The 25252-nt window shown below is 37.2% G+C and carries 23 protein-coding genes; 7 read left to right on the top strand and 16 right to left on the bottom strand.

Annotated features, from left to right (window positions below; all coding sequences use genetic code 11):
* Window positions 1–190 precede the first annotated feature (190 nt).
* On the top strand, window positions 191–787 hold the full coding sequence (locus BLR30_RS11860; protein ID WP_089858910.1) for a superoxide dismutase: 597 nt from the start codon (window positions 191–193) through the stop codon (window positions 785–787).
* A 53-nt stretch (window positions 788–840) separates the two neighbouring features.
* On the opposite strand, the gene BLR30_RS11855 is transcribed toward BLR30_RS11860, so the two are convergent.
* Window positions 841–1263 (bottom strand): DUF6146 family protein, encoded by a 423-nt coding sequence (locus tag BLR30_RS11855; protein ID WP_089859285.1) that lies wholly within the window; start codon window positions 1261–1263, stop codon window positions 841–843.
* Between the two features lie 46 nt (window positions 1264–1309).
* The gene (locus BLR30_RS11850) at window positions 1310–2500 is read right to left on the bottom strand and encodes an endonuclease/exonuclease/phosphatase family protein (protein ID WP_089858906.1); all 1191 of its coding nucleotides are present in this window, start codon (window positions 2498–2500) and stop codon (window positions 1310–1312) included.
* Between the two features lie 256 nt (window positions 2501–2756).
* On the opposite strand from BLR30_RS11850, the gene BLR30_RS11845 reads away from it, so the two are divergent.
* Both BLR30_RS11845 and BLR30_RS11840 read left to right on the top strand, forming a co-directional pair.
* Window positions 2757–5636, top strand: coding sequence for a TonB-dependent receptor (locus tag BLR30_RS11845; RefSeq protein WP_089858903.1), 2880 nt, complete (start codon window positions 2757–2759; stop codon window positions 5634–5636).
* A gap of 15 nt (window positions 5637–5651) precedes the next feature.
* Window positions 5652–7049: a M949_1556 family lipoprotein gene (locus BLR30_RS11840; RefSeq protein WP_089858900.1), complete on the top strand. Its 1398-nt coding sequence runs from the start codon at window positions 5652–5654 to the stop codon at window positions 7047–7049.
* Between the two features lie 288 nt (window positions 7050–7337).
* Here BLR30_RS11840 and BLR30_RS11835 read toward each other — a convergent pair whose 3' ends face one another.
* The 5 genes from BLR30_RS11835 to BLR30_RS11815 form a co-directional block, all read right to left on the bottom strand.
* Entirely contained in the window at window positions 7338–7760 is a 423-nt protein-coding gene (locus tag BLR30_RS11835) for a DUF6702 family protein (protein ID WP_317041394.1), read from the bottom strand.
* Window positions 7761–7865: 105 nt separating this feature from the next.
* The gene (locus tag BLR30_RS11830; RefSeq protein ID WP_089858893.1) at window positions 7866–8618 is read right to left on the bottom strand and encodes an LOG family protein; all 753 of its coding nucleotides are present in this window, start codon (window positions 8616–8618) and stop codon (window positions 7866–7868) included.
* 12 nt (window positions 8619–8630) lie between these two features.
* Window positions 8631–9344 carry a nucleotidyltransferase family protein gene (locus BLR30_RS11825; protein ID WP_089858890.1) on the bottom strand — a complete coding sequence of 238 codons (714 nt, stop codon included), beginning with the start codon at window positions 9342–9344 and terminating at the stop codon, window positions 8631–8633.
* Window positions 9345–9425: 81 nt separating this feature from the next.
* A complete protein-coding gene (locus BLR30_RS11820) occupies window positions 9426–9833 on the bottom strand; it encodes a RapZ C-terminal domain-containing protein (RefSeq protein WP_089858887.1) in 408 nt (135 codons plus the stop codon).
* A gap of 46 nt (window positions 9834–9879) precedes the next feature.
* Window positions 9880–10899: an aminoglycoside phosphotransferase family protein gene (locus BLR30_RS11815; RefSeq protein ID WP_089858884.1), complete on the bottom strand. Its 1020-nt coding sequence runs from the start codon at window positions 10897–10899 to the stop codon at window positions 9880–9882.
* A gap of 48 nt (window positions 10900–10947) precedes the next feature.
* Here BLR30_RS11815 and xrtF point away from each other — a divergent pair, with 48 nt between their 5' ends.
* From xrtF to BLR30_RS11800, 3 genes are all read left to right on the top strand, one after another.
* Window positions 10948–11469, top strand: a complete 522-nt coding sequence (xrtF, locus tag BLR30_RS11810; protein WP_089858881.1) for an exosortase family protein XrtF — start codon at window positions 10948–10950, stop codon at window positions 11467–11469.
* Window positions 11466–11903, top strand: a complete 438-nt coding sequence (locus BLR30_RS11805) for an exosortase F system-associated membrane protein (RefSeq protein ID WP_089858878.1) — start codon at window positions 11466–11468, stop codon at window positions 11901–11903. Before xrtF ends, BLR30_RS11805 begins: the two co-directional genes overlap by 4 nt.
* 205 nt (window positions 11904–12108) lie before the next feature.
* Window positions 12109–12471 (top strand): helix-turn-helix domain-containing protein, encoded by a 363-nt coding sequence (locus tag BLR30_RS11800; protein ID WP_139164621.1) that lies wholly within the window; start codon window positions 12109–12111, stop codon window positions 12469–12471.
* Between the two features lie 13 nt (window positions 12472–12484).
* On the opposite strand, the gene BLR30_RS11795 is transcribed toward BLR30_RS11800, so the two are convergent.
* The 7 genes from BLR30_RS11795 to BLR30_RS11765 all read right to left on the bottom strand — a co-directional run bounded on the left by BLR30_RS11795 (window position 12485) and on the right by BLR30_RS11765 (window position 20992).
* Window positions 12485–13483, bottom strand: coding sequence for a cation diffusion facilitator family transporter (locus BLR30_RS11795; protein ID WP_089858871.1), 999 nt, complete (start codon window positions 13481–13483; stop codon window positions 12485–12487).
* Window positions 13484–13537: 54 nt separating this feature from the next.
* Window positions 13538–14530 carry an aspartate-semialdehyde dehydrogenase gene (locus BLR30_RS11790; protein WP_089858869.1) on the bottom strand — a complete coding sequence of 331 codons (993 nt, stop codon included), beginning with the start codon at window positions 14528–14530 and terminating at the stop codon, window positions 13538–13540.
* A 33-nt stretch (window positions 14531–14563) separates the two neighbouring features.
* Window positions 14564–15004, bottom strand: a complete 441-nt coding sequence (locus BLR30_RS11785) for a hypothetical protein (RefSeq protein ID WP_089858866.1) — start codon at window positions 15002–15004, stop codon at window positions 14564–14566.
* Window positions 15005–15094: 90 nt separating this feature from the next.
* Entirely contained in the window at window positions 15095–17677 is a 2583-nt protein-coding gene (locus BLR30_RS11780; protein ID WP_089858861.1) for a TonB-dependent receptor, read from the bottom strand.
* 209 nt (window positions 17678–17886) lie between these two features.
* Window positions 17887–18747, bottom strand: coding sequence for a carboxylating nicotinate-nucleotide diphosphorylase (nadC, locus tag BLR30_RS11775; RefSeq protein ID WP_089858858.1), 861 nt, complete (start codon window positions 18745–18747; stop codon window positions 17887–17889).
* Between the two features lie 15 nt (window positions 18748–18762).
* Complete coding sequence (nadB, locus tag BLR30_RS11770; RefSeq protein ID WP_089858855.1) at window positions 18763–20334, bottom strand: L-aspartate oxidase; 1572 nt, start codon at window positions 20332–20334, stop codon at window positions 18763–18765.
* Window positions 20335–20365: 31 nt separating this feature from the next.
* Window positions 20366–20992, bottom strand: a complete 627-nt coding sequence (locus BLR30_RS11765; protein ID WP_089858852.1) for an NAD(P)H-dependent oxidoreductase — start codon at window positions 20990–20992, stop codon at window positions 20366–20368.
* Between the two features lie 189 nt (window positions 20993–21181).
* Between BLR30_RS11765 and BLR30_RS17755 the strand changes: the two genes are divergently transcribed.
* Window positions 21182–21328, top strand: a complete 147-nt coding sequence (locus BLR30_RS17755; RefSeq protein ID WP_175443655.1) for a BTB/POZ domain-containing protein — start codon at window positions 21182–21184, stop codon at window positions 21326–21328.
* A gap of 1091 nt (window positions 21329–22419) precedes the next feature.
* Here BLR30_RS17755 and BLR30_RS11760 read toward each other — a convergent pair.
* Together BLR30_RS11760 and BLR30_RS11755 are read right to left on the bottom strand one after the other, a co-directional pair.
* Window positions 22420–23157: a DNA-binding domain-containing protein gene (locus BLR30_RS11760; protein WP_089858849.1), complete on the bottom strand. Its 738-nt coding sequence runs from the start codon at window positions 23155–23157 to the stop codon at window positions 22420–22422.
* A 220-nt stretch (window positions 23158–23377) separates the two neighbouring features.
* On the bottom strand, window positions 23378–24970 hold the full coding sequence (locus BLR30_RS11755) for a fibrinogen-like YCDxxxxGGGW domain-containing protein (RefSeq protein ID WP_089858846.1): 1593 nt from the start codon (window positions 24968–24970) through the stop codon (window positions 23378–23380).
* Between the last annotated feature and the right edge of the window lie 282 nt (window positions 24971–25252).

Raw genomic sequence — 25252 nt, 5'->3', positions numbered from 1 at the left:
GCTTTTGCTTTTTAAGGAACTTTTCTATTATACTATTTTCCTGCTTCATAATTCTCCTTCTTGATTTTAAAAATTTAATTCATTCTAAATCAATCTGTCAATGTTAAAGATTTATTAAAGTAATGTATGATTTTTGAATATCGTTTTATTTATGGCTAAATTTGGGTTAATAACAATTAAAAAATAAAATATGTCATTTGAATTACCAAAACTAGGATATGCTTACGATGCATTAGAGCCAACTATTGATGCGAAAACAATGGAAATTCACCATACAAAACATCACCAGGCATATATCGATAATTTAAACAATGCAATTAAAGGAACTGACCTTGAAGGAAAAAGCATTGAAGAAATCTGCCAGACAGGAACTGATAAACCTGCAGTAAGAAATAACGCAGGAGGGCATTTCAATCACTCTCTATTCTGGGAGATACTTACGCCCGGAGGAAGTAAAGAGCCTGTAGGAAATGTAAAAGCTGCTATTGAAACGTATGGTGGTTTCGAGAAATTTAAAACCGATTTTTCTGATGCTGCTAAAACAAGATTCGGGTCAGGATGGGCTTGGCTAGTAAAAAATGGTGACGGTTCTGTTACTGTAACTTCTACACCTAATCAGGATAACCCGTTAATGCCTGTTGCGGATGTAAAAGGGACACCTGTTTTAGGACTTGATGTTTGGGAACATGCTTATTATCTGAATTATCAAAACAGAAGACCAGACTATGTTGCAGCATTCTTCGATGTGGTAAATTGGGATAAAGTAGAAGAATTATTCAACAAATAATTTTAAACTATTATAGAATAAAAAAGGTTCAGCGTTACGCTGAACCTTTTTTATTAATGCCTTGTTGTATCGCTGCCCGAAAGTCCATTCATTTTCAGGCCATATTTCCAGTTTACATAGGCAAAAACCTGATACAATTTGTACTCAAATTTTACTCCGTATTTTTCTTTTGGATCGTAGTCAATTGATGATTCTATAATATTTCTGTATCGTCCGGAAAAATAATAAGAATTCCATTCAGAAACCAATAAAGTATTTCTGTTCTTTAAATAAGATTCAGAATATTGGCTTATGGGTTTTGCAATAGCATTCAGAAAATAATCGAATTGCGGATCGATTACTGTAAGTTCCCATTCACCATCTTCGTTTTTTGAAGGCTTCATTTCTGATTTCTCTTTCTCATTTTTAGGTTCAGTCTGAGCAAAACAACTGCAAGACAAAAGAGATAAGATTAATATTAAAAGAAAATTTTTCATATGCATAAAGTTATAAAAAAAGCACTCAAAATGAGTGCTTTAATTTTTATGGTTCTTTCTGAAGAACTACAAAAGCCGGGAAATGGTCGCTATAACCGCCGGTAAACTGATCTCCGTTCCATGATCGGAAAGGATATCCTCTGTAATTCCCTTCTTTATTTACGAGATAAGCGGGAGCAAAAATTTCTGCTTTATACACTGAATATTCTTTTGTTACATTATCTGAAATCAGATTTTTAGAAACAATTATCTGATCGAATAAGTTCGGAGCATCCTGATATGCCAGTGAAGCTACCCCTTTTTTATATAAAGGATACATTAAATTGAGATAAGGTGTCGTTTCGCTCAAATCTTTCGGACTAGGCTGTGCCTTTAAGTAATTTTTTAAGCTTGAACTTACCGGATCATCATTAAAATCTCCCATGGCAAAAAGTTTTGTAGTAGGATCTGCAGCTCTTACGCTGTCCATTTGCTGCTTTAGCAATGCTGCCGCAGCATTCCTTTTTGGAAGAGATGCCGCTTCGCCTCCTCTTCTTGAAGGCCAGTGATTCATGAAAAATGCGACTTTTTCATTATCCAGAAAACCGGTAACAACTAAAATATCTCTTGTATATTCTCTTTTCCCGTTTTCACCGAAAATTTTAAGTTCTTTTTTTAAAGAGTTAGTAGGGGTAAATCTTCTCTTCTGATAAATAAGTGCAACATCAATTCCCCTGTAATCGTAAGAGTTGTAATGAATAATGCCATAATCGTATTTCTTTAGCGCGGGCTCCTGGATGAGATCTTCAATGACCTGTCTGTTTTCTACTTCAATAAGTCCGACTACTGCAGGGGCTGTTTTGGTATATTGTGCTCCCATTTCGGAAATTACCTTTGCCTCGTTAGCAAGTTTTGCCTTGTAAATTTTGGTATTGTAATTTTTTGCACTTTGAGGAGTAAACTCTTCGGAACCACTTTGGTATCTCACGACTTTTTTACCAGCTAATGCACCATCGCTCCATACGCCGTCATATTTTTCTGCTTCTAAAAATTTAATGGAATCAATAGGAATACTCCTGTGAAACGCAGGGTTTTTAATATCCTTCGTTCCATCGATATAATCTGCTGAGCGTATCGTATCCCAAAGGTTTTCCACATTTAAAAATCCTACTGTTGCAACTTTTCTCAGTTTTCCCTGCTGTTGAGAGAATGCCATGATCGAAAAAACAATGGCAAACAAACTCGAAAATCTCTTCATTATCTGTTAGCGTTAATATTAATAAATTAGTTAATCTGCAAATTTACTTTTTTTTAATTCATTGCATTTTAAATATTTGTAAATTTAATACGTAGATTTTATGTTTTTTATTTATAATGATTCTTAAAAGATTACAATGTTAAGAAAAAATAATGTGAATAACATTGTAGATTATAAATTTTGACTAAATTTGTCGCCCCAACTTTTTAAACTGTTGAGAATTAATAGGAAAAGTGTTAAAAAAATAAATATACTCATGATTAAAAAACTATCATTAGTCTCTTTATTTACTTTGCTTCCAGCATCATATTATTTTGCACAGACTACAGTCTCTGCATATTTGAAGGATGCCGAAGGCAAACCCGTTGAAAGGGCAGAAGTAGATCTTAAAGGGAGTGAGAATGATGTAACGGCCGACAAAATCGGATATTTCCAGTTTGTAGACCTAAAGCCGGGACATTATCAAATTGTGATTACAAAACCGAATTACGAAACAAAAGTAATGGAGTTTGATGTAATGGACAGTGAGAAGAAAAAGGATTTAGGGATTATTACCCTTTATTCTTCACTTACAAGTGCGGATCAGGGGTTAGCTATTATTGATAATGGCGGCGACAGTGATGAAAGCAGCAGCCAGGTTTCTACTGTTGGTTTATTACAATCTTCACAGGATGTATTCAGCAGAATTGCGGCATTTGATTTAGGTTTTTACTGGTTCCGACCAAGGGGAATTGATGGTAGATCGGGAGAAACAATGATGAACGGTGTTTCCATGGTAAAATCAGACAATGGAAATGTAGACTTTAGCAATTGGGGAGGTCTTAACGAAATTACGAGATATCCGGAGATTGCTTCCAACCATTCGCCGTCAGAATACGCATTTGGAGGCAACAGTGGTGTTATTTACAAAAATACGAAAGCCAGCGAATACAGAAAAGGTTTTCAGTTTACACAATCATTAACCAACAGAAATTACAGAAATAGAACATCTTTGCGATATACTTCAGGAATGAGTAAAAGCGGATGGGCATTTACGGTAATGGGAGCGAGAAGATGGGCTGAAGAAGGTATTCAGGAAGGCACATTCTATGATGCATACGGAACTTACCTGGGTGTTGAAAAAAAATTCAGTGATAAGCATACGATGACCTTCAACTTCATTGGATCTCCTTATAGAAGGTCTACGGCAAGCCCAAGTACTCAGGAGGTTTATGATTACCGAGGAGTACATTACAATTCTTACTGGGGATGGCAGGATGGAGAAAAAAGAAGTGAAAGGGTAAGAAAAGGATTCCAACCTATTTTCCAGCTACAGGATTTCTGGAAGATAAATAAAAAATCAAACCTTTGGACTACTGTTTCTTATCAATTAGGTAAAGATAAAGGTTCCCGCTTAGATTGGAACGGTGTGACAAACCCTTCTCCTACTTATTACAGGAATTTACCAAGTTATTCCATTAATAGCATCATTTATAATGCTACAAATAATCCTCAATTTACCCCGGATCAATTTACGACCTTAATTGATGATTATAATACAAAACTAAATGCATGGGTAAGTGGAGATCCAAACGTTACTCAGATTAATTGGAACAGACTTTATGATAATAACAGAAAGTATGACCAAAACAGAAGAGACGAAACACTTCGTTTGTATGGCTTAACAGGAAACCGCTCTTTGGTTTATTTGGTAAATGATGTAAGTGATGATAAAATCTTTAATGCAGGAACTCACTATACTTATAATTTTAATGATCGTACAAAGTTTATTTTAAACGTTTCTTATCAAAACTACCGATCTGAGCTCTATCGTGAAATGAAAGACCTTTTAGGTGGAGACTTTGCCGTGAACGTAGACCCGTTCAAAGAGACGGCAAAACCAGGCTCTTCCGGAAGTTATAATACCTTAAATCCGAATTTTCAGGTAAATGTTGGTGATCGCATGACCTACAATTACATTCTTAGAAGACAGGAGGCAAAAGTAAATCCGGGACTAAAATTCTCAACAGGAAATTTTGATGTTTTTGTTTCTGCTTTGGCAGGCTACTCTTCTTCAAACAGAGAGGGATTGTTTAAGCATTATTTGTACGAAAATTCCTATGGAAAAAGTAAAGATTACAACTTTTGGAATTTTGGGTTAAAAGGACAGGTAATCTATCGTATTAATGGTAGAAACTTCCTTGTGTATAATGGGGCAGTTTACAATCAGGCTCCTTTCCTTGAAGACTTGTTCATTAATCCGAGAGTTAATTCTCTTGTAAATCCTAATATCAGAAGTACCGTCTATACAGCAAATGATTTAAGCTATGTGGTGAGTACTCCTTTCCTGAAAGTAAGGGCTACAGGGTATTTGGTTGATACCCAGAATGAGACTAACGTGCAGCGATTCTTTGCAGATGGTATTCAGTTGAATAATACTAATCCTGATGGATCTGTTTCTCAGGTACAGAGTGCTTTTGTAACCCAGGTTATGTCTAATGTAGAAAAGAGAAACATGGGGGCTGAATTAGGTGTTGATGTTAAAGTTTTACCAACTTTATCACTACAAGGACTGGCAAGTTACGGACAATTCGTTTACCGAAATAATCCCGATGTTTATCTCGTATCAGATGCTTCAGGAAGCAATGTTACTTCGTTCGGGAAAGCTTACATCAAAAACTACAAGCAGGGAGGAACTCCTCAACAGGCATTCTCTTTAGGATTCCGATACAATAGTCCGAAATATTGGTGGGTAGGAGCAAACTGGAATTACCTTGATGATAATTATTTAGACCCTGCTCCGGCACTGAGAACAAATAATTTCATTCAAAATGCTTATTCCAGTACACCTTATCTTGGTCTTACGGAAGATGATGTAAGAGGTCTGCTAAAACCGGTAAAACTACCTTCCGCATTTTTCTTAAATGCCAATGTTGGAAAGTCCTTTGTATTTGGTAAGTATTATCTGTTAATTACAGCATCTGTTAATAATATTTTAGACAATAAAAAATATATTACCGGCGGATTTGAGCAGACAAGAGAAACAAAAGCAATTGATTTTGCAACTGATTATTATAGCCCGACACCTTCTTTCGGACCAAAATACTGGTACACACAGGGGCGCTCTTATTTTGTTAATTTACAATTCAGATTCTAATAAAAGATAAATAATATGAATAATATCACTAACTTTTTAAAAACGACATTCCTGACGGTAGGGGTACTGTCTGCAGTGTCTTCTTGTGTAAAGAACGACGAATGGGAAACACCACCTATTGAATGTTCAAATAAATTCCCGGCTACTACGATTTCTATGGCAGATTTTGTAGCTCAGGTACCTTCTTCAGGATATAAACTAATTACTACGGATCAGATTTTTGATGGTTACATTATCTCTTCTGATGAACAGGGCAATTTTTATAAAACAATTTCTTTTCAGGATAAGACATCTAATCCTACAGTAGGTTTACAGATTGAAGTAGACAAAGCAAGTAACTTTGCAGATTTTCCTGTAGGATCCCACATTAGAATTAATGCCAAAGGCCTTCGTCTAGGAGTAGACAGAGGAACCGTAAAATTAGGTTCTGAAGATCCTGTATATGCAATCGGAAGAATTCCGCAGGCTCTTGTAGGAAGATATGTATCGGGAGTATGTGGAGGAAATGGTCTTGATATACAAACTATTGTGCCGACACAGCTTACATCATTAGCAGATGCCAAAAATCCTAATTTAATTAATACTTTAGTTACGGTTCCGGATGTTCAGTTCAATATTGCCGAAATTTATCCTAACGTAAAGAAATTCATTGATTATGATGCAGGAGGACAAGGTTTGGATACGGACAGAAATATCGAAGATAAACTTGGAAGTTCAGCGGTTATCAGAAACTCAGGCTTCTTTAAAACCGGAGGAGAACTGTTGCCGACAGGAAACGGAAATATCACCTTTGTGGTGAGTAGATATAATTCAACTTGGCAGATGTTGATTAGAAGTATTTCAGATATTAAATTTACAGGAACGAGAGTAGATGCTACTCCGCCAAAAGGAGGAACTGCAATTACCTATTCAGGTTCATTCCTTGAAAATTTTGAAAGTTATTCTACCTCACCTTCCAACCTTGAAGTTTATCCTAAATATGTAAATGACCCGGTTTTAGGAAATAGATACTGGCAGCTGAAAACATTTAATAGCAATAAATATATTCAACTTGGGGCGAACTCTGGTTCAGGACCTTATGTAACTTATTTTGCAGTTCCGGTTGACTTTACAGCAGCAAATAGTTTAAAATTTGATGTGAATGTAGGATATTGGAATGGAAATGCTTTAAAAGTATATTATACAACTAATTATACTCCGCTGGGAGATATTACGCAAGCTACAAAAACGGACATTACTTCTGAATTTACAATTCCTCAGACTCCTGTAAGTGGCTACGGAACATTGGCACCTGCCGGAACGTACACTTTCCCTACTTCGCTTACCGGTAACGGATTTATTTTATTCGAATATACAGGTAACGGAAGTGGTGTTACAACTACAATCCAGCTGGATAATATTCAGGTTCAGTAAGATTTTAAAATTTAAATATGAAAGACTGTCTTTTTTGGACAGTCTTTTTTTTATTATATGAATTTGAATTCACTGTAAAGATTTCATATTTACCATATTTAATCGTTGAATCCCTATAACAACAAATAAATAATAATAATCTCTTGAATCGATGAGTTTAATTTCATATTCGTTGTGGAATTTTTTATTACTTACTAGTTGAAACTTGTTGCAAATTGCCTTGTTTTTGGGTAAATAATAACAAAAAACCACCGCAATTGCGATGGCTGATATAAATTTAATTTTAATCTAAAAAGAAACTTCATTCACTTCTTTTCCTCTTTGGAAATTCATCGTTTTCAGCTTGCCTTTATAAGCAATGTTCACGAGGTTGATCTGTTTCGGATATGCACTCAGAAGAATAGTATTTTTTATTCTTAAGGTACTAATATCGGAGATGCCTCCCGTCTCATAATATACCCAAACTGTTTCTCCGCTTACCTGACTTCCGGTGAATGTAAGTGTTTTCGGAGAGCCATTGACATACACATCAAAATTATTATTTACATACTTCTTTACTTCTGCTTCAAATCCCGCCGTATTGGGGTTTATTTTAATAGCATCAGAAATATGGTTTGTATTCATTTTAGTGGTAAACTTCAATGTCTTGCTTCCGTCAATATAATCCACCTTTGTCATTGAAGAAAAAAAGTCTAAATATATAAAACTCATTAACACAAAAAGTGTCAATATTCCGGATATATAAAAATATTTTTTCATCTTAAATAATCGATTTACAATCATGATTGTTTATTAAGGGTGACAAATAATATGCCATTAAAAATTTACATTTACAGAATATTTATCATAAAATGCCTTGATATGCGCTACCGCCTCATCCGCAGTATCTACCACACGGTAAAGATCGAGATCTTCTTCGTGAATCATTCCTTCTTTAAGCAAAGTTTCCTTGAACCAATCCAGTAATCCGCACCAGAAATCAGAACCTACCAGAACAATCGGAAATCTTCCTATCTTGTTTGTCTGGATCAGCGTCAGAGCTTCCGTAAATTCATCCAAAGTACCAAAGCCTCCCGGCATCACAATAAACCCCTGAGAATACTTCACAAACATTACTTTTCTCACAAAAAAATAATCAAAGTTCATGGAGTATGATTTATTGATATAAGGATTAAAATGCTGCTCAAAAGGAAGGTCGATATTCAAGCCGATTGATTTTCCCTGAGCGTTGAAGGCTCCTTTGTTTCCTGCCTCCATAATTCCCGGACCACCGCCGGTAATGATCCCGAATCCTAATTTCGTAATCTTTTCAGCAATCTCCACTGCCATTTTATAGTATTTGGTCTGTGGTTTCAGCCTTGCAGACCCGAAAATAGAAACACAGGGACCTATTTTGGCAAGTTTTTCGTAGCCATCTACAAATTCAGCCATTACTTTAAAAACCATCCAGCTGTCTTTCGTGATGGTTTCATCCCACGTCTTTTGTCGCAGGCTGTTCTGGAGTTTCGTTTCGTTGATATCAAGTTCAGGATTCACCAAACTTTCGTCTCTGCTTCCTTCAATTTCCATTGCAAATTCAAATTATTTAAAATATTTTTCGGCTTCTTTTACAGATTCCGGTCTTCCGACATCTATCAGGATACTGTTGTGCACAAAGCCGTGAATCTTTTCAGTGTGCATCAGATCAAGATATTCTTCCATCACGGAAAACTTACCCGTTCTTTTTATTTTCTCGAAAATACGAGGATTAATACAGTGAACACCGCTGAATGCTAAAGCTTTAAATCCTTTATTAAATTCAGCCAGACGCTGTTCGCCGGTCTGTACATTCAGCCAGCCCCTTAATACCAAATCATCATTAAAGAGCAGTTTTCTGGAACTTTCCCGATCCGAAACAGCTAATGTAGCAAAATCTTTTATCTTTTTGTGGTATTCTACAAAATCTGTGATATTAATGTCTGTAAGAATATCTGCATTCATGATGAGAAAATCTTCACCGTGATCGAGGAATTTTCGAGCAAAAATCAAGCCGCCGCCTGTTTCCAGAAGTTCTTCAGATTCATCTGATATTTCTATTTTACATCCAAAGTTGTCATTTAGCTTTAAAAAATCAACTATTTGATTTCCAAAATGATGAATGTTGATGACAAAATCGTTTATTCCGAAATTTTTTAAATATCGGATATTTCTTTCCAAAAGGGGAATATCATTGACTTTAGCCAAAGCTTTAGGGTGATTATCAGTAAATGGTTTCAGTCGCGTTCCTTTTCCTGCTGCAAAAATTAGAGCCTTCATAGTCTATAATTGATAAGGGATGAATGATGATTGATAATTTTCAAAGTGTTTAATAATCATTTATAAATTATCGCTTATCATTTATGAATTAAGTTGGTGCTGTTCATCATGATGAAGACTGATTTCCACTTTGTCACCATATTTTTCTTCAATGAAATGTGCAATTTTTATCGCAGAATATACCGATCTGTGTTGTCCGCCTGTACACCCGAAATTGATCTGAAGATTCTCAAAACCTCTTTCCAGGTAATTATCGATATTAATAGAGATCAGGCTTTTGATTAATTCTAAAAATTTAGGCATTTCAGTTTTTGTTTCCAGGTATTCCTGAACGCCGATATCATTTCCGGTCTGAATTTTATATTCTTCCACTCTTCCGGGATTCAGGATGCCGCGGCAGTCGAATGTAAATCCGCCTCCGTTTCCTGTTGTGTCCTTAGGAATTCCTCCTTTCTTGTACGAAAAACTGTGTATGTCGATGTGTAGCATTTATTTATATTTTATCTTATTAACCATTAACTTCTTAAATAAAATCTTAATGGTTCAAAATTTCCTCAATTTTTAATTTTGTACTATCCAGATTCAATTGTCCGATCACTTTTTTCAGTTCCGGAAAATCTTTCATATCCTCCCACGTTTCAGCGAATTCTGTAATATTTTTGATCCCTTTTTCCAGACTTGCCATAAAATGTGGTTTTCTCTGAATTAATCCTCTGAAACCATAAGCCCCCAAAACCTGAAGTAATCTCATCATCTGAAGTGGCTTCACCGATTGTCTTAGTTGAAGCTTTGTTTCTTCATCAGCAAACTGTTGGATGTAAAACTCCAGCATTTCATATTTAAAATCTTCCGGAAAATTAGCTTTAGCCTGAAACAGAAAAGAAATTACGTCATACATCAAAGGGCCTTTCATTGCAGACTGATAATCAATGAATGAAACCAAACCTTTTTCATTTACCATAATGTTTCTTGACTGGAAATCCCGGATCATGAGACCTTTAGGCTCGAGGTTTTCAACAAGATATGCAATCTTTTTAAATTCTTTCAGCAAAGAAGATTTATGGTATTCCAGTTCCAGAATATCTGCCACAAAATTTTTAAAATAATAAAGATCGTGGATTACCGGAAGTTCATCATAAGCTTCGTATTCAAAAGTCTTTTTAAAATCGATTTTATTAAGGGTAAGGATCTGAAGCTGATAAAGTTTTTCTAACGTCTGTTTTACTAAAGCTTTTACATTTTCAGAAAGGCCTTCTTTTGTAATGATGTCAGAAAGTGTATGCGCTCCCAAAAACTCCTGAATATAGATTTTCCGATCTTCGGAAACCGCAAATATTGCAGGTGTGTTGAGGTTTAGTTTTGAAAACACCTGTGAATAGTACAGAAAACTTTCATTTTCCATCATATTTTCATTGTAGGTAACGATGTATTTTTCTGTTTCAGTAATTGCCAGAAAATTCACCCTCGCAGAACCACTTTGAGCTAAAGTCAAAAATTCAGAAGATTTTTTTCCTGTATTTTTTTCAAAAAATCGTTTAGCGTTTTCAGAATTCATATATGAAACAAATATAGTAAATTACAGCCTAATTTTTATCTTTGTATTATGCTAAAGGATTTTAAACCGGTTTTGGGTATTTTGCTGCGCTTCATCGTTGTGTATGTTGTGCTGCTGCTGGCTTATCAATTTTATCTCAATGAATTCGCACAGCTAGGGTTAGATTTGTTTTCGAGATTTGTTGCAAAACAGGTAATGGATGTTCAGAACTTTATGGGATATCCTACACAGCTTTATGATGATATAAAAGGAGAGCAGGTTTATTTTAAGGTAAAAGGTGTGTATGCTACAAGAATGGTGGAAGGTTGTAATGCGGTATCCGTGATGATACTCTTTGCCTCTTTTGTTTTTGCTTTTTATAAAGGCAGAAAGACCTTTTTTTTTGTTTTAGGAGGGCTCGTCTTATTGTATGTTATGAACGTTCTGAGAATTGTAGGACTCAATATCGTGATGACAGATCACAAACAATATGGGAAAGTAGCCCATGATTTTATTTTCCCTGCTGCAATCTATGGCACTGTTATGATACTTTGGTTACTATGGATTAAATTCTTTGCTTTAAAAAAATGAAAATTATTAATTGGCTGTTTATCATTGCAGGTATTTCAGGTCTTATCGGGGTAAGAGCTTTGGAAAACCAGATCTTCTATGACCCTTTTCTCGATTACTTTCATGAGGCCAACAAGAACATGGTTTTTCCGGATTTTGATTGGGGGAAATTGATTGTAAATTATCTTTTCAGGTTTATTTTAAACCTTCTTTTCTCCTGTGTGGTGATTCATTTTTGGTTTAAAAATAAAAAATGGAAGGTTCAGGGTGGTGCTTTAATACTGATTATTTTCGGCATCACCTTTCCGATTTATCTTTACTGTATCTACACTCATTTTGAGATCGGATATCTCTTTTCTTTCTATATGAGAAGGTTTGTGATACAGCCACTGATCCTTTTGCTTATTATCCCGATGTTTTATTACCGTCGATATACGCTTGATAATGATATTTAGACGTTTAAGGCTCATCTCTATACGTTTAAGATATATAATTATCTATGTTAAATGTATAAATATTAGTATAAAATGTAGACGAATGTATTTAAGACGTATTTTTATATATGTTAGATTTCAATGGATGTATCTAAGACGCATAGCGAGGAGTCCGCAACGCCAATGGACCTATTTATAACCCCAACCATTTAAAAAAATAAACAGTATGATGAATAGAATGTATCTCCGAAAAAGTAATCATCCGCACCCTCATATAGGGCAATTGGTAAAGAGCGTAATGCGCGATAAAAAGCTCAGCCAGGCCGAAGTGGCAAGACGAATGACGATCAGTCCTTCTTCTCTCACCAATTATTTCAAACAGTCTTCGCTACAGTTCGGAATCCTCTGGAATCTCGGCATCGCTATGGAATATGATTTTCTTACTGAGCTTAGCGATTATTATCCTCCCGGATTCGTCTTAAATGCCAAATCTAAAATGGTTGCAGAATTGGATGAAAAGATAAAGCTGATTGCTGATCTTCAAAAAGAAATCAGCATTTATAAAAGTGCCTTGGGAATTAAAGAATAAAAACGGTTATGCTTTATTCCGCTGTATGTTTATCCACAGAGGTTACGTTTTCGGGAGTCCAGTTTAGTCTTTTTACAAAATCGTTTTCCCGTACAGGGCAGTCGGCGATCTGACAGATAGAGCAGGAGATGGGTCTGCAGTCGTCCATATGGAAATTAAACTCTATGGTTCTGTCGATGTTTTTAACAAGAATAATAATCACTTTTTCCATTTCAGTATGGGCATCACGAAGGCTGTAATACCAAGGAAGTGTAATATGAGCATCAATGTGAAGATGAGCCCCAAACTGCTGAATTTTCATGTTGTGAATGTCAATCCATTCTGTATGGCGGTTTTCTTCCAGTACTCTGATAATCCGGTTTAAAAGATCAGGATCCTGCTCATCCATAATTCCACTTAACGATTTCCGAACGATTTTGTATCCCACCACGATAATATATACCCCGAAACCCAAGGCAACAACAGAATCCAACCAGTAGATTTTGGTGAAATAAACCACGATGAGACTGACCACAACCCCCAGCGTTGTAAAAGTATCGGATTGAAGATGTTTTCCGGAGGAGATCAGTACCGGAGAGTTTTCTGCTTTACCTTTTTTAATAGAGACATAGCCCAACAGATAGTTGATGATTGCTGTTGCCGCAATAATCCAGATGCCGAGGTCGAGCTTGTTTAAAACTTTTCCAATGATTAAGCTGTGAACTCCTTCATAGATAATCATGAGTCCGGCAATGGCAATTAAGGCACCTTCGATTCCGGAGGTTACGAATTCCACTTTTCCATGTCCGTACGGATGATCTTCGTCCTTTGGTTTGGCGGCTAGATATAGCGAATACAATCCCATGAATGCGCTGATGACATTGACGATACTTTCCATGGCATCGGAAAATACAGCATCCGAATTGGTGAGTTTCCAGGCAATGATTTTTCCGACGAAGAGAATAATTCCGAATGCGGCAATAATCTTTTGAAAGGCTAATTTATCTTTATTATTATTTTTCTGAACGTTCATAGGTTTGATAAAAAAAAGAATCTCAATTCTGAGACTCTTTTATATTTTGTTAGTTTACACTAAGTTGTTGGCTGCAAGATATTCTGCGATCTGTACTGCGTTGGTTGCGGCTCCCTTTCGCAGGTTGTCTGCCACAATCCAGAGATTCAGCGTCTTGGGCTGTGAGAGATCCCGTCTTATCCTTCCGACGAAAACTTCGTCTTTACCTTCGGAATACAGCGGCATAGGATATTCGTTGTTTTTAACGTTATCCATTACCACAACTCCGGGAGTTTCAGATAATATCTTTCTTACTTCATCAAGATCGAATTCATTTTCAAACTCGATGTTTACACTTTCCGAATGACCTCCCTGAACAGGAACTCTCACCGCGGTTGCTGTAAGATTGAACGTGTCGTCCCCTAAGATTTTCTTAGGTTCTTTCATCAGTTTAATCTCTTCTTTGGTGTAATCATCATCTGCGAAAACATCACAGTGCGGAAGAGCATTTTTAAAGATCTGGTAAGGGTAAACCTTCGCAATCGTTTTATCTCCCGTGATTTCGGAATTCAACTGATCTACGGCTGCTTTTCCGGTACCTGTAACGGATTGGTAAGTAGAAACAATTACTCTTTTCAGATCATATTTCTTGTTTAAAGGTCCTAGAACCATCACCAGCTGAATGGTAGAACAGTTCGGGTTGGCGATGATCTTGTCTTCTTTTGTCAGTACATCGGCATTGATTTCCGGAACAACCAGCTTTTTATCAGGATCCATTCTCCATGCAGAAGAATTGTCGATCACGGTGGTTCCCGCTTCAGCAAAAAGTGGAGCAAACTCCAGTGAAGTGGCACCTCCGGCTGAGAAAATGGCAATATCAGGTTTGGCAGCTATAGCGTCTTTCATGCTTACAATCGTAAATTCTTCCTGTTTATACTTCACCTTCTTACCAACAGATTTTTCGGATGCTACCGGAATTAATTCTGTGACAGGGAAGTTTCTCTCCTCGAGAACTTTAAGCATAACTTGTCCAACCATTCCTGTTGAACCTACTACAGCTACTTTCATTGATTTAATTAAAAATTGTTTACGTTAATATATTTATGCCCCGAAGACTCTCATCCAAGGGAATGCGAATGCAAATAAACCTGCTGCGATCAATCCCATAAAGACAATTCCCAACGAGATTGTAGGGTTGGTCTTTACTTTTTTGTTGATGATCGTCATTAAAACGGCAGCGATCAGCATAGAAAAAGGATGTTCTACATACTGGAATCTTGAGTAAGAATCACTCATCAAAGTACCGGAATCCAATGCGGCTTTAAACCCTGGGGAAAAAATTAACAGCAAGCATATTCCTACTAAGAACTGCACATGAAAGAAAATCATCGTAAAGAGAGTGGTTTTCTTCAGGAACTTGTTTACTTTACCGCTAAAGCCAAACATGACAGCTAAAAGAGCAATAATAAATAATGCTACTAAAACCAATTCCAGGTACCCGAATCCTTTGTGGGCACTAAGAAAAATTTTGTAAAAATCCATAGTTCTATTTTTTCTTTTCTAGGACACAAATATAGCAAAAAATCCCGGCGAAAAGCCGGGATTGATATTTATAAATCTAATGTTTTTTTATTAGAAGTTGAAAGATAATGTTGCTGCCCAAGTTCTTCCAAATCCAAATAATACTCTGTTGCTTGGATCAATACCTTTGTATAGAGTAGACTGATAGGCTTCATATTGAGCTGCTGTTGCAAATTGATCAGCTGTCTTTGTAAATACGTTTGTTGATGCATCAGAAATGTAAGTAGTATCAAACAAGTTGTAAACATTAGCACCAATAGTGAAATATTGATTGTTATCTCTTAATCTGATTTTATATGATGCTCCTAAATCAAATAAATTGAAATCAGGTAATTTCATTACTCCTTTTTGTTGTGCAGCTTCGTTAGAGAATGTTGCAATATCAATTGAGGAGTAAAGTTTTCCTACATATCTCCATGTACCAAAAATACTAAGATCTTTTACAGGCTTTACAGTAGCTCCTAGTGAGGCTGTCATTTGAGGAATACTGTTGTTGCTTGTACCTCCAACTTTTACTTTATCTAAATAGAGAGTTGTAGATGTAGAAGTTCCTGCTAAAGTAAGCGGATTGTTGTTGTCGTCAAATGCTGCTCCTGTAGCATTGCCTTTGTAATGGTAATCTCCCCAAGAGAACATACCCTGAACTTCTAAGAAATTAAATGGTTTGTAAACTGCATCTACTTCAACTCCTTGGTGGATTTCAGTAATACCACTGATTTCTGCATATCCTGTAGTTGTTGTGTTATCAGGTAAAGTAAATGTCTGGTTTGTTCTTCTTAACCATCTGTCTCCCCATGAAGTTCTGTAGATGTTAACGTTAGCACTAAGCTTTGAAGATCTGAATCCATAACCAACTTCAGCAGAGAAAATTTTCTCATTTGTCAATGTTGGATTAACCACTTGGAAGTTACTTGGATAAACAGAGTTGAAGAATGGTTGTTTACTATAATATCCTATGTTAGCAAATACATTATTGTTAGAATCAATGTTATAGTTAGCTCCTGCTTTAATGTTGTAACCGAATAAATTTTTGAATCCTGTTTTTGTATTAACAGTTTGCCCTTGTTGTTTAGTTACACCATCTTGTATGAAATTATCAATTCTTTGATATCCTTGATTAGAAACTGATCCCTGTAAAAAGGCAGATAAATTGTTTTTGGAATATTCAATCTGACCAAATCCACTATACCAAATAACTTCACCATCATTACTGTAGCCAATTTGGTCTTCAATAGGTGCGGTACTACCCCCAAAAGGATTCCATGATAGTTTTTGATAATCATAAGTTTTACTTACAATCTTAGGTCCAATATTTTTATTATTACTATCCTTATATCCTGAAGCTCCATATAAATCTGAGGCTACTTGATAGTGATATCCATAATAATATCTGTCATCTGTACCTACTGAGAAATTCCAGTTATCATTAATTTTATGTTGGAAGTTTGCTAAAATCCCGTACCAGTTGTGAGAGTTTACACTCGCTCTACGGATCAAGGTGCTTCCAGCAGAAGCTGTATTTAAATTAACGGCTTGGTTTGCTGCGAAAATTGCGTCATAATTGAAATGTCCTTCAGCATCATAAAAGCTGGTGATTCCTTTTCCTCCAACTCTACCAATGTCACCTGTTCCACCACCTCTACCGTTCGACATATAAAGAACAGTACTTAATTTAGACTTTTCGTTCATCGTCCAGTCCCAGTTTAGCATCATTACAGGCTTAGCGTAGTAGTTTGCTCTGTTAGCTAATGCGACTTTATTTCCATTTGCATCCGTGTAATAACCATAGTCAGAATTATATTGTCTATACGGTGTTCCGTCGTGATCAGGATTAAAGTTTATATAGTTTTGAATTGTAGATGAATAAGTTCTTTGGTTGTGCCACTGGGGAGCGGAAGTTAATGTAAACTGGAAATTATGCTTTTTGTTGGGTTCCCAACCTAATGCGAAATAATAAGCATAAGATTCATAATCTGTATTTTCGATATAAGTACTACCTGCTTGTCTACTCATTAAGAAAGAAGAAGACCATCCTTTATCAGATTTACCTGTATTATATGCGAAAGATGTCTTAAAATAGTCATTGTTACCAACTCCCAATCTAATAACCCCTCCTTTCTTCATATCTGCTGACTTTGTTAAGAAGTTCATTGTACCTCCAACAGAAGCAATAGCAAGTTTTGAAGAACCTAGTCCTCTTTGTACCTGTAGTGTACTTGTTACGTCTGCTAATCCCGTCCAGTTTGAAAAATAAACGGTACCTCCTTCCATATCATTTACAGGCATACCATTTACCATTACGGCGATATTTCTTGATTCAAAACCACGCATAGTGATCTGAGAATCTCCAAATCCACCACCTCCTTTTGTAGCATATACAGAAGGTGTAGTGTTAAGTAATTCAACAAGTTCTTGGTTTCCTTGTCTTTCAAGAATTTGTGCAGCTTTGATGGTAGATACTGCAACCGGTGTCTTTCTATCCTTTGCGATATCCGTAACACCTTGTAAAATTACTTCCTCAATATCTTTGGACCTTGTGTCTTTTACAGTGTCCTGAACTTGTTGAGCGTAATAAACACTAGCTGTAGATAGCGTAATAGCTACAGTCAGTATTGATTTGTTGATTAATTTCATAATCGTTAGTAATAGTTAGATTTTATTTTCTGCAAAATTGGTGAAATAAATTTTAACTAATATTAACTTTATGTTAATTTTTAAACGATCTCAATAAGCTTTATTTTTCTGATTTACAATGCGTTGAATAATATGTGTTGTTTTATATGAATAAAATCATATTATTGAATTTTTAATAAAAAGGCTTTGTTTTTATTAAAAATTTAACTTTATTTTAGCGCTTTAAGGCTCAAATCAATATTTTCTGCTGAATGTGTTAAGGCACCTGCTGAAATATAAGTAACGCCGGTAGAGGCAATTTCTTTAAGCTGATCCCTGGTGATCCCGCCGGAAGCTTCTGTTTCGCAAGATCCATTGATAAGCTTTACTGCCTTCTTCATAATATTCACATCCATATTATCAAGCATGATCCTGTCCACTTTTGCTTTGATGGCTTCTTGTACTTCTTCAAGATTTCTGGTTTCTACCTCAATCTTTAGTTTCTTTTTATTCTTTTTAATATAATCCTTAGCCATTTTTACGGCATTCGTAATGCTGCCATTGTAATCAATGTGGTTGTCTTTTAGCATAATCATATCATAAAGCCCGTAGCGGTGATTTGTTCCTCCGCCAATAGCTACAGCCCATTTTTCACAGATTCTGAAATTCGGGGTTGTTTTTCTGGTATCAAGAAGTTTGGTTTTGGTTCCTACAAGCCGGGAATCCCAGTCGTGGGTAAGGGTTGCAATTCCGCTCATTCTCTGCATACAGTTCAGGACAAGCCTTTCGGTAGAAAGAATTGATCTGGCACTTCCGGTTACGATAAAAGCAACGTCTCCCACTTTTGCGGCATCGCCGTCTTTTATAAAAGTTTCTACTTTAAGGTTTTTATCGAAAGTTTTAAAGATAATTTCAGCCAGCTCAACGCCGGCCAGAATACAATCCTGTTTTACCAAAAGTTTTGCGCTTTGCTCCAAATCTTTCGGGATTGTGGAAAGAGTAGAGTGATCTCCATCCTGAATGTCTTCTTCCAAAGCATTTTTGATGAATTGTTTTAATGCTTTATCTGTGACGTAAGCAGGTCTTTTCATATTTTTTTTGTGGTTTTAAGCTAAATCTTTATTATAAAATGCTCCTTTATTTTCCTTCATTTCCATCGATTGGGTAATGATGAGGTGTGCAACGGTAGTTAAATTTCTTAGTTCCGAAAGTTGTGGGGAGAGAATAGAGTAGTGGTAGATTTCGTTTACAGCGGCAGCAATTTCCTGATGTTTTTGAAGGGCCATATTAAGACGGCGATTGCTTCGTACGATTCCTACAAGATCGCTCATCATTTCCTGAAGCTGTTTTCTGAGGTAAGAAACAATCACCATTTCGTCCATGATTTTCATTCCCTCTTCATTCCATTCTGGAACGGCTTTTAAATCTTCAAAATTGAATTTATTTTCATTTAAAAGCTCAACGGTTTTCATAGCTGCATTGTGCCCGAAAACCAACCCTTCGAGCAATGAGTTTGAAGCCAGTCTATTAGCTCCATGAAGCCCGGAATTGGTACATTCTCCTACTGCAAAAAGGTTTCTGATGGACGACTGTCCGTCCTGATCGACTTCGATGCCACCCATAAGGTAATGGCAGGCAGGCACCACGGGAATCAGCTGTGTGAAGGGATCTATTCCTTCGTCTTTACATTTTTTATAAATATTCGGAAAATGCTCGAGGAACTTTTCGTGGTTCATCTCGCGACAGTCAAGGCCTACATATTCATCACCGGTAATTTTCATTTCGGCATCAATAGCTCTGGCTACGATATCTCTGGAGGCCAGCTCTTCACGCTCGTCATATTTGTGCATGAATTTTTCTCCTCTTTTTGTCCTCAATTTTGCTCCGTCTCCGCGCACGGCTTCGGAAATCAGGAACAGCATTCCGTCGATCTTACTATATAAAGCGGTGGGGTGAAACTGGTAGTACTGCATATTCGACACATTTCCTTTTGCTCTGGCAACGAAAGCGATACCATCTCCTGTTGCAATGGTAGGATTGGTGGTGTTTTTGTAAACATGCCCGGCACCACCTGTTGCTACCAGGGTTATTTTTGAAGTGATCTTTTTTATTTTCTTAGACTTTTCATCTAAAATATAAGCACCATAGCAGTTGATGTCTCCTTCATTCACCTCTTTTCCCGGAACGTGGTGCTGGGTGATAATGTCAATGACATAATGATGGTCGAGGATTTCAATATTTTCACTTTTATTGGCTGTTTCCAACAAAGCTCTTTCGATCTCGAAGCCTGTGATATCTTTGTGATGTACAATTCGGTTTTCCGTGTGGCCGCCTTCTCTTCCTAATGCAAATTCACCATTTTTCATGTCGAAGTTGGCTCCCCATTCCACAATTTCATTGAATCTTGCAGGAGCTTCAGTGACGACCATTTTTACAACATCGCGTTTATTTTCACCGTCTCCGGCACGCATGGTATCTTCAATATGTTTTTCAAAATTATCATTTTTAGAATCTGTAACAACTGCAAGACCGCCTTGGGCGTATTTGGTATTGCTTTCATCTTCGTCGGACTTTGTTACAATGATTATTTTGGCATCAGGAAGCTGCTCAGAAACTTTTATGGCATAAGAAAGTCCCGAAATCCCGGAACCGATTACTAATACATCCGCTTTTATCATATCCTTAGTTTAAGACTAATCGTCTAAATAATTAAATAAATTTAAATAATTTTTCGTTTGGTTTTCTCACTTTTTTCATGTGCTGGAAATGATCTTCTTCCGAGCGGTAGCCTAAGGCAAGGGTGACGGTTACTTTTTCTTCGTCTGAATTAATATCCAAAATCTCTTCGATGATATCCTGGCGAAAGCCTTCCATCGGGCAGGTATCTACATTTTCCATCGCTGCGGCATACATCAGGTTGGCTAAAACAATATAAGACTGTTTTTCTGCCCAGTTGAAAATTTCATCCTGAGTTTTTTGGTTAATATGCTGATTGATGCTGTTTCTGAAGAGGTCAAGTTTTTCTGCAGGAGTCTCTCTTACTTCTGAAATATGTCTGAAATATCCGTTAATGTAGCTTTCATCTAATATTTTCTTTGAAATAATAACGACCAGATGCGAGCATGTGGAAATTTGTGACGGATTGTAAAATGCAGGAATCAGTTTTTCCTTCATTTCCTTACTTTCTACCACAATGATTTTGTAAGGCTGGAGGCCCAATGAGCTTGCCGATAATTTCCCGGATTCCAGAATGTTGTGCAACGTTTTCCCGGGGATAATTTCGGCATTAAATTTTTTCACAGAATATCTTCTGCTTAAAGCTTCCAAATAATTCATAGAACAAATTTAAGCATTGAACGTGAATTAACCCGATTTAAATCTATTTTCCTTATAATATTTCCTTTTTATGATAGAATATTAAAAAGTCTTTCAGAATATCCAAAGAATGTCAATAATGGAAGCTAGGCCTCAGCCATTGCAGAAAAACTAAGAGCTAAAAACATCAACGCGTTACAGAACAAAGAAATGTATATCGAAAACGAAATCAATAATTATTTTGCCGGGATGCTCTTCGATAAAAAGTTTACCAGCGATTTAAGTGAAAAAGAACAGAAACTTCTGAATATCTATTTAAAAGGGGTTACGGAAAATATAAAAGACATATTACAATAATTGATGATTCAAATACAAAAAGTTCTTTGAATCGAAAGATCAGCTTCTCAAAATATGAGTATAGAATAATTGTATTAGTCATTTATACATCGATAATTTTTAAACCAAAGGTGGCTGAGCGAAGTCGAAGCCACCTTTATAATGCGAGTTTTCGAGTCACCTCAGGCTCCGCCAGTCGATCGCTTCTAAATTCCCCTCCACTGAGGGGAATTTTTGCAACGCTTTAAACTCTCCCACTCAATGGTGGCTTCGACTCCGCTCAGTCACCAAGGCTCCCAATGTAACGCGAGCCTTCGAGCCATCTCAGGCTCCGTCATTCTATAACTTTTTGTTGTTTTATAAGAATTCTCTAATCATTATACATCAACATACTCACACTAAAACTCTCAGACCTGCAAAGGCGGCTGAGCGGAGCCGAAGCCACCTTTATAACGCGAGCCCTCAAGTCGCCTCAGTATTCTCTATTACTTTAACGCTATGGTTCGCAAGAAATTTATAATGTTGCATACATATTATTTAGATCGCAAAGGTACTTCGACAGGCTCAGCATAAACTTTAACATTCAGCAAATGATAACTGTAAATTTTAACCTCCATTTTAGATACTTCCGTAGGGATCTAAGCACAAATATTCCCATCCTAATATTCCCACGATGCTATGATTCCTTTGGATGACAAATGCTTAGTTAATATTCAGAATTAGATCTGAAAGTTCATTAGGATTTGCTATCATTTGCTGAATGTTAACGCCTTTGCGAACAAAAAATAAGCGCAATTACTTCAAATAAACTCTTGCGCTCATTGCGTTAAATTCTCGTAAGAAGCCGGGCGAATGCAAAAAAACTCCGGCCTGGAAATCTTTCCCAAACCGGAGCTGTTGAATAAATCTTAAATTTTATTTTGGAATGGTTCACACCTGTGAAACGATCCCACACATACCTGTGGCACTAACCGGTTCGCCCGAGTGGCAGTGTACGGACAGTACTAACGGCACGTCATCCCTCGGGCGAGGGACACACTGTCCTCCGAGCGAAGGAAACACCTTCCTTCGGACGAGGGACAAGGAAGCCTACGGACGACACCATTGATTTCCTATTCGACGGTTAACAATTTATCTAAAAGAGCGACTCTTGGCTCCTTTAGAAAAGCACTGTTCTTAGAAAACTGCGTCACCACTTCCAGATTGTAGGTGCCTGCTGCCAATGCAGGAATTACTACCATAACCTCCGAAGGATTATTAGTGACGATATCGGAAGTGTCTACTTGGGTTCTTGCCTGTGTTGTGGCATCTACAAAATAGATTCCCACCGAAGAATCATCACCGGCGACTTTGATCTTGCTGCCCACAATCTTCAGGTTTCTGCCGGGCGTGAGAAGATCATTAACCGAACCACTTTTCATATCTGTTACCTGCAAGATCACCGCAGAAGCTTCTGCCACACCAAGAATTTCTACCTCAATGTTTGAGATCTCAGCCCGCAGCTTTTCGCCCTGATTGAACTGGAAAATAATGCTGTGCTTGTCTTTGTTAAAAGTATCCGACGGACTATCGAATACCCCTCGAATCGTCGTGCTTGCCGTAAAATAACCGGTATTGACTGAAAAGCCATCGCAAAGCTGGTACGCCATTTCTTTCAGGAAGAGCTCGGTCGCATGCTCCATTGCCGAAGCGGAAACATCTGCACCACCGCGGCTGGCGGCGGCTCCACAGATCTGCTTTACGGAAAGGGAACGCTCGCTTGCCGTACGGGCAATGAAATCATTGGGATTGTCTTTGGTTAAAGTGTTATCGTAGAGATACGCTTTGATTTTGTGGAGAATGTTTGCCATTGTTATTGGTTTTAAATGATTTTAAATTTGTTATTTAAACCCTAACAGGGTTGAGACCGCTGTTAGGGTTAGGATTAATTAATGTAGTTGTTGTCGTATTGCTGGCGCGAGCATCACCCTCGTGACCAACATTTTGCCTGAATCTCTATTTTATATTTTAAAGCTGCACGAACGAGACGCTCGCGTCAGCAGGGAGATTGAAAAGTCGCGATATTATGTTTTATTTTACCCAAACTTGATGATAAGTCGAGTTTGCTGCATTAGTCAGAAAATCATCTACTTCCCATCTTGGAATCCCCACACCTGCACCGTTAATTCCCCAATGATAAGTATTACCTTTATAAAATGGGTATGTTGTAAGAGATTGATCATCTTGATCACTAGAATAGGTACTTGTGTTAACAGGCAAAAAAGCAGTGTGTCCTGACAGAGCAGTATAGCTTGTTGATAGTCCTGTAAAACTTCCTGTTCCTGTTTTTATGTATGAAATGCCATTAGCAAGTGATGTTTTAAAATGTATAATTCTGCTATGACCACTTGTCTTGCCATAAAAACGGATAGAACTAAAACTCATTGTATTGAGTATATTTTTTGAGGTATGTCCCCAATTATCTGTATTACTACTTTCATCATTACCAAGGGTAGTGCTTCCAATGACTGGAAAAGAATTAGTTTTCACCGAAAGAGAAGGTGTTGTATTGCCTTTATGAAGATAATTTAGTATTAGCGTCCATCCACCACCATCAGTCGTCATATCACATTGCGCTTTAACAGGGGTATAAGTACTTCCTGCCTGATCAATATCTACGTAGTAAACACCATCCGCTGTTGTCAATCCTTTATCTTTAATTTCCTTACAGCTTGCACATGGTCCTAAGTAAATGGTACATCCGCCGGCTGTCGTAAAGGTTACTGCTCCATTAGTTGTGCCTGTGTAGGTTCCGGATAAAGTATAAGTTAAATTTCCGCTGGTACTGTAGGTTCCCGCTGTTAATGTCAGTGTAAGACCGCTTTGGGTAATGGTTTCCCCTGTGTAAGCACATCCTCCTACAGTATATGGTAATGTGTAAGTACCGGAATATGCCGTTCCATTGATCAGTCCATTAAGCCTGTATTCAGGTAATACACTTACCCAGGATCCTGCGCTACAATTGAAGTTAGGCATCACCGTGGATATTTTGGTAGAGTTCAATGTAAGCTTGCTCCAAGCTGCCGACAGTGTTCCGCAGGCTGCCGGGGTTCCGGAAAGGGTGTATGTTACCGTCACACTTGCTCCTGCGACCATGTTGGTGACATTAGCAGGACTCACCGAAGCCACTGATAAACCACCGACTCCGGAAAGCAATAGATCTGAAGTACCGAAAGCAATAGTGGCCGGACTAAAAGAATTATTAGTTATTGTTACTGTAAAAGTATTAGAAGCAGTCATGGCAGTTCCTGCTTTATAGGTTCCGTTAAGAGCTGATGAGGTTACAACAACTGCCGGCACCGAAGAATTAGAAAGCTTCTGCCAAACGCTTCCGTCAAAATAATAATATCCTTCTGCGTTAATATTAGCTGTTTTAGTACTTGGAGAACTGGCAGCAGACAAGGCATAAATGATCGCTCCTTTTTGAGCGGTATCATACTGCCCATCACCTGACTGGATCTGATCACCAGTCAATCTGGGTGCAATCAATCCTTCGGGTTTGGTGCCATTATTTGTTTTGGCAGTAATATCGAGGGTTGCTTTTGGGGAAGTGTTATTAATCCCCACCTGAGCTTTAATAATGAGGCTGATAAATAGAACAGCCAGTGTAATAAAATGTTTCATTGTTTTGTATTTAATTTATGTTGTTATATTTTTAATTGTGGACACGAAGCGCACTAAGATTCTTACGCGTTGTGCATTTTGATTCACTCCGTCACTTCGAGTAGACTTTGTAAAAGTCGTATTGAGAAGTTTGCGAGCTTGAGGATACACTTCATTCTCGATACATTTTTTCTTCACTTTGTTACGAAAAAACACTCCTTTAGATTTGTAAAAGAAATTAATACATTTATTACAAGAGAAAAGTGTTTAAGTAAACTAAGATTCACTCAGAGAAAAACTCAT

This window comes from Chryseobacterium taeanense, from assembly GCF_900099685.1.
In the GTDB taxonomy this organism is placed as follows: Bacteria; Bacteroidota; Bacteroidia; order Flavobacteriales; family Weeksellaceae; genus Chryseobacterium; species Chryseobacterium taeanense.
The sequence above is the reverse complement of the archived record's forward strand: the minus strand, read 5'-3'. Positions and strand labels throughout refer to the sequence as shown.

Excerpts from the sequence above, each read along its gene's own strand:
- BLR30_RS11860 (WP_089858910.1), top strand. The coding sequence starts at position 191 with ATGTCATTTGAATTACCAAAACTAGGATATGCTTACGATGCATTAGAG.
- BLR30_RS11855 (WP_089859285.1), bottom strand. The coding sequence starts at position 1,263 with ATGAAAAATTTTCTTTTAATATTAATCTTATCTCTTTTGTCTTGCAGT.
- BLR30_RS11850 (WP_089858906.1), bottom strand. The coding sequence starts at position 2,500 with ATGAAGAGATTTTCGAGTTTGTTTGCCATTGTTTTTTCGATCATGGCA.
- BLR30_RS11845 (WP_089858903.1), top strand. The coding sequence starts at position 2,757 with ATGATTAAAAAACTATCATTAGTCTCTTTATTTACTTTGCTTCCAGCA.
- BLR30_RS11840 (WP_089858900.1), top strand. The coding sequence starts at position 5,652 with ATGAATAATATCACTAACTTTTTAAAAACGACATTCCTGACGGTAGGG.
- BLR30_RS11835 (WP_317041394.1), bottom strand. The coding sequence starts at position 7,760 with ATGAGTTTTATATATTTAGACTTTTTTTCTTCAATGACAAAGGTGGAT.
- BLR30_RS11830 (WP_089858893.1), bottom strand. The coding sequence starts at position 8,618 with ATGGAAATTGAAGGAAGCAGAGACGAAAGTTTGGTGAATCCTGAACTT.
- BLR30_RS11825 (WP_089858890.1), bottom strand. The coding sequence starts at position 9,344 with ATGAAGGCTCTAATTTTTGCAGCAGGAAAAGGAACGCGACTGAAACCA.
- BLR30_RS11820 (WP_089858887.1), bottom strand. The coding sequence starts at position 9,833 with ATGCTACACATCGACATACACAGTTTTTCGTACAAGAAAGGAGGAATT.
- BLR30_RS11815 (WP_089858884.1), bottom strand. The coding sequence starts at position 10,899 with ATGAATTCTGAAAACGCTAAACGATTTTTTGAAAAAAATACAGGAAAA.
- xrtF (WP_089858881.1), top strand. The coding sequence starts at position 10,948 with ATGCTAAAGGATTTTAAACCGGTTTTGGGTATTTTGCTGCGCTTCATC.
- BLR30_RS11805 (WP_089858878.1), top strand. The coding sequence starts at position 11,466 with ATGAAAATTATTAATTGGCTGTTTATCATTGCAGGTATTTCAGGTCTT.
- BLR30_RS11800 (WP_139164621.1), top strand. The coding sequence starts at position 12,109 with ATGATGAATAGAATGTATCTCCGAAAAAGTAATCATCCGCACCCTCAT.
- BLR30_RS11795 (WP_089858871.1), bottom strand. The coding sequence starts at position 13,483 with ATGAACGTTCAGAAAAATAATAATAAAGATAAATTAGCCTTTCAAAAG.
- BLR30_RS11790 (WP_089858869.1), bottom strand. The coding sequence starts at position 14,530 with ATGAAAGTAGCTGTAGTAGGTTCAACAGGAATGGTTGGACAAGTTATG.
- BLR30_RS11785 (WP_089858866.1), bottom strand. The coding sequence starts at position 15,004 with ATGGATTTTTACAAAATTTTTCTTAGTGCCCACAAAGGATTCGGGTAC.
- BLR30_RS11780 (WP_089858861.1), bottom strand. The coding sequence starts at position 17,677 with ATGAAATTAATCAACAAATCAATACTGACTGTAGCTATTACGCTATCT.
- nadC (WP_089858858.1), bottom strand. The coding sequence starts at position 18,747 with ATGAAAAGACCTGCTTACGTCACAGATAAAGCATTAAAACAATTCATC.
- nadB (WP_089858855.1), bottom strand. The coding sequence starts at position 20,334 with ATGATAAAAGCGGATGTATTAGTAATCGGTTCCGGGATTTCGGGACTT.
- BLR30_RS11765 (WP_089858852.1), bottom strand. The coding sequence starts at position 20,992 with ATGAATTATTTGGAAGCTTTAAGCAGAAGATATTCTGTGAAAAAATTT.
- BLR30_RS17755 (WP_175443655.1), top strand. The coding sequence starts at position 21,182 with ATGTATATCGAAAACGAAATCAATAATTATTTTGCCGGGATGCTCTTC.
- BLR30_RS11760 (WP_089858849.1), bottom strand. The coding sequence starts at position 23,157 with ATGGCAAACATTCTCCACAAAATCAAAGCGTATCTCTACGATAACACT.
- BLR30_RS11755 (WP_089858846.1), bottom strand. The coding sequence starts at position 24,970 with ATGAAACATTTTATTACACTGGCTGTTCTATTTATCAGCCTCATTATT.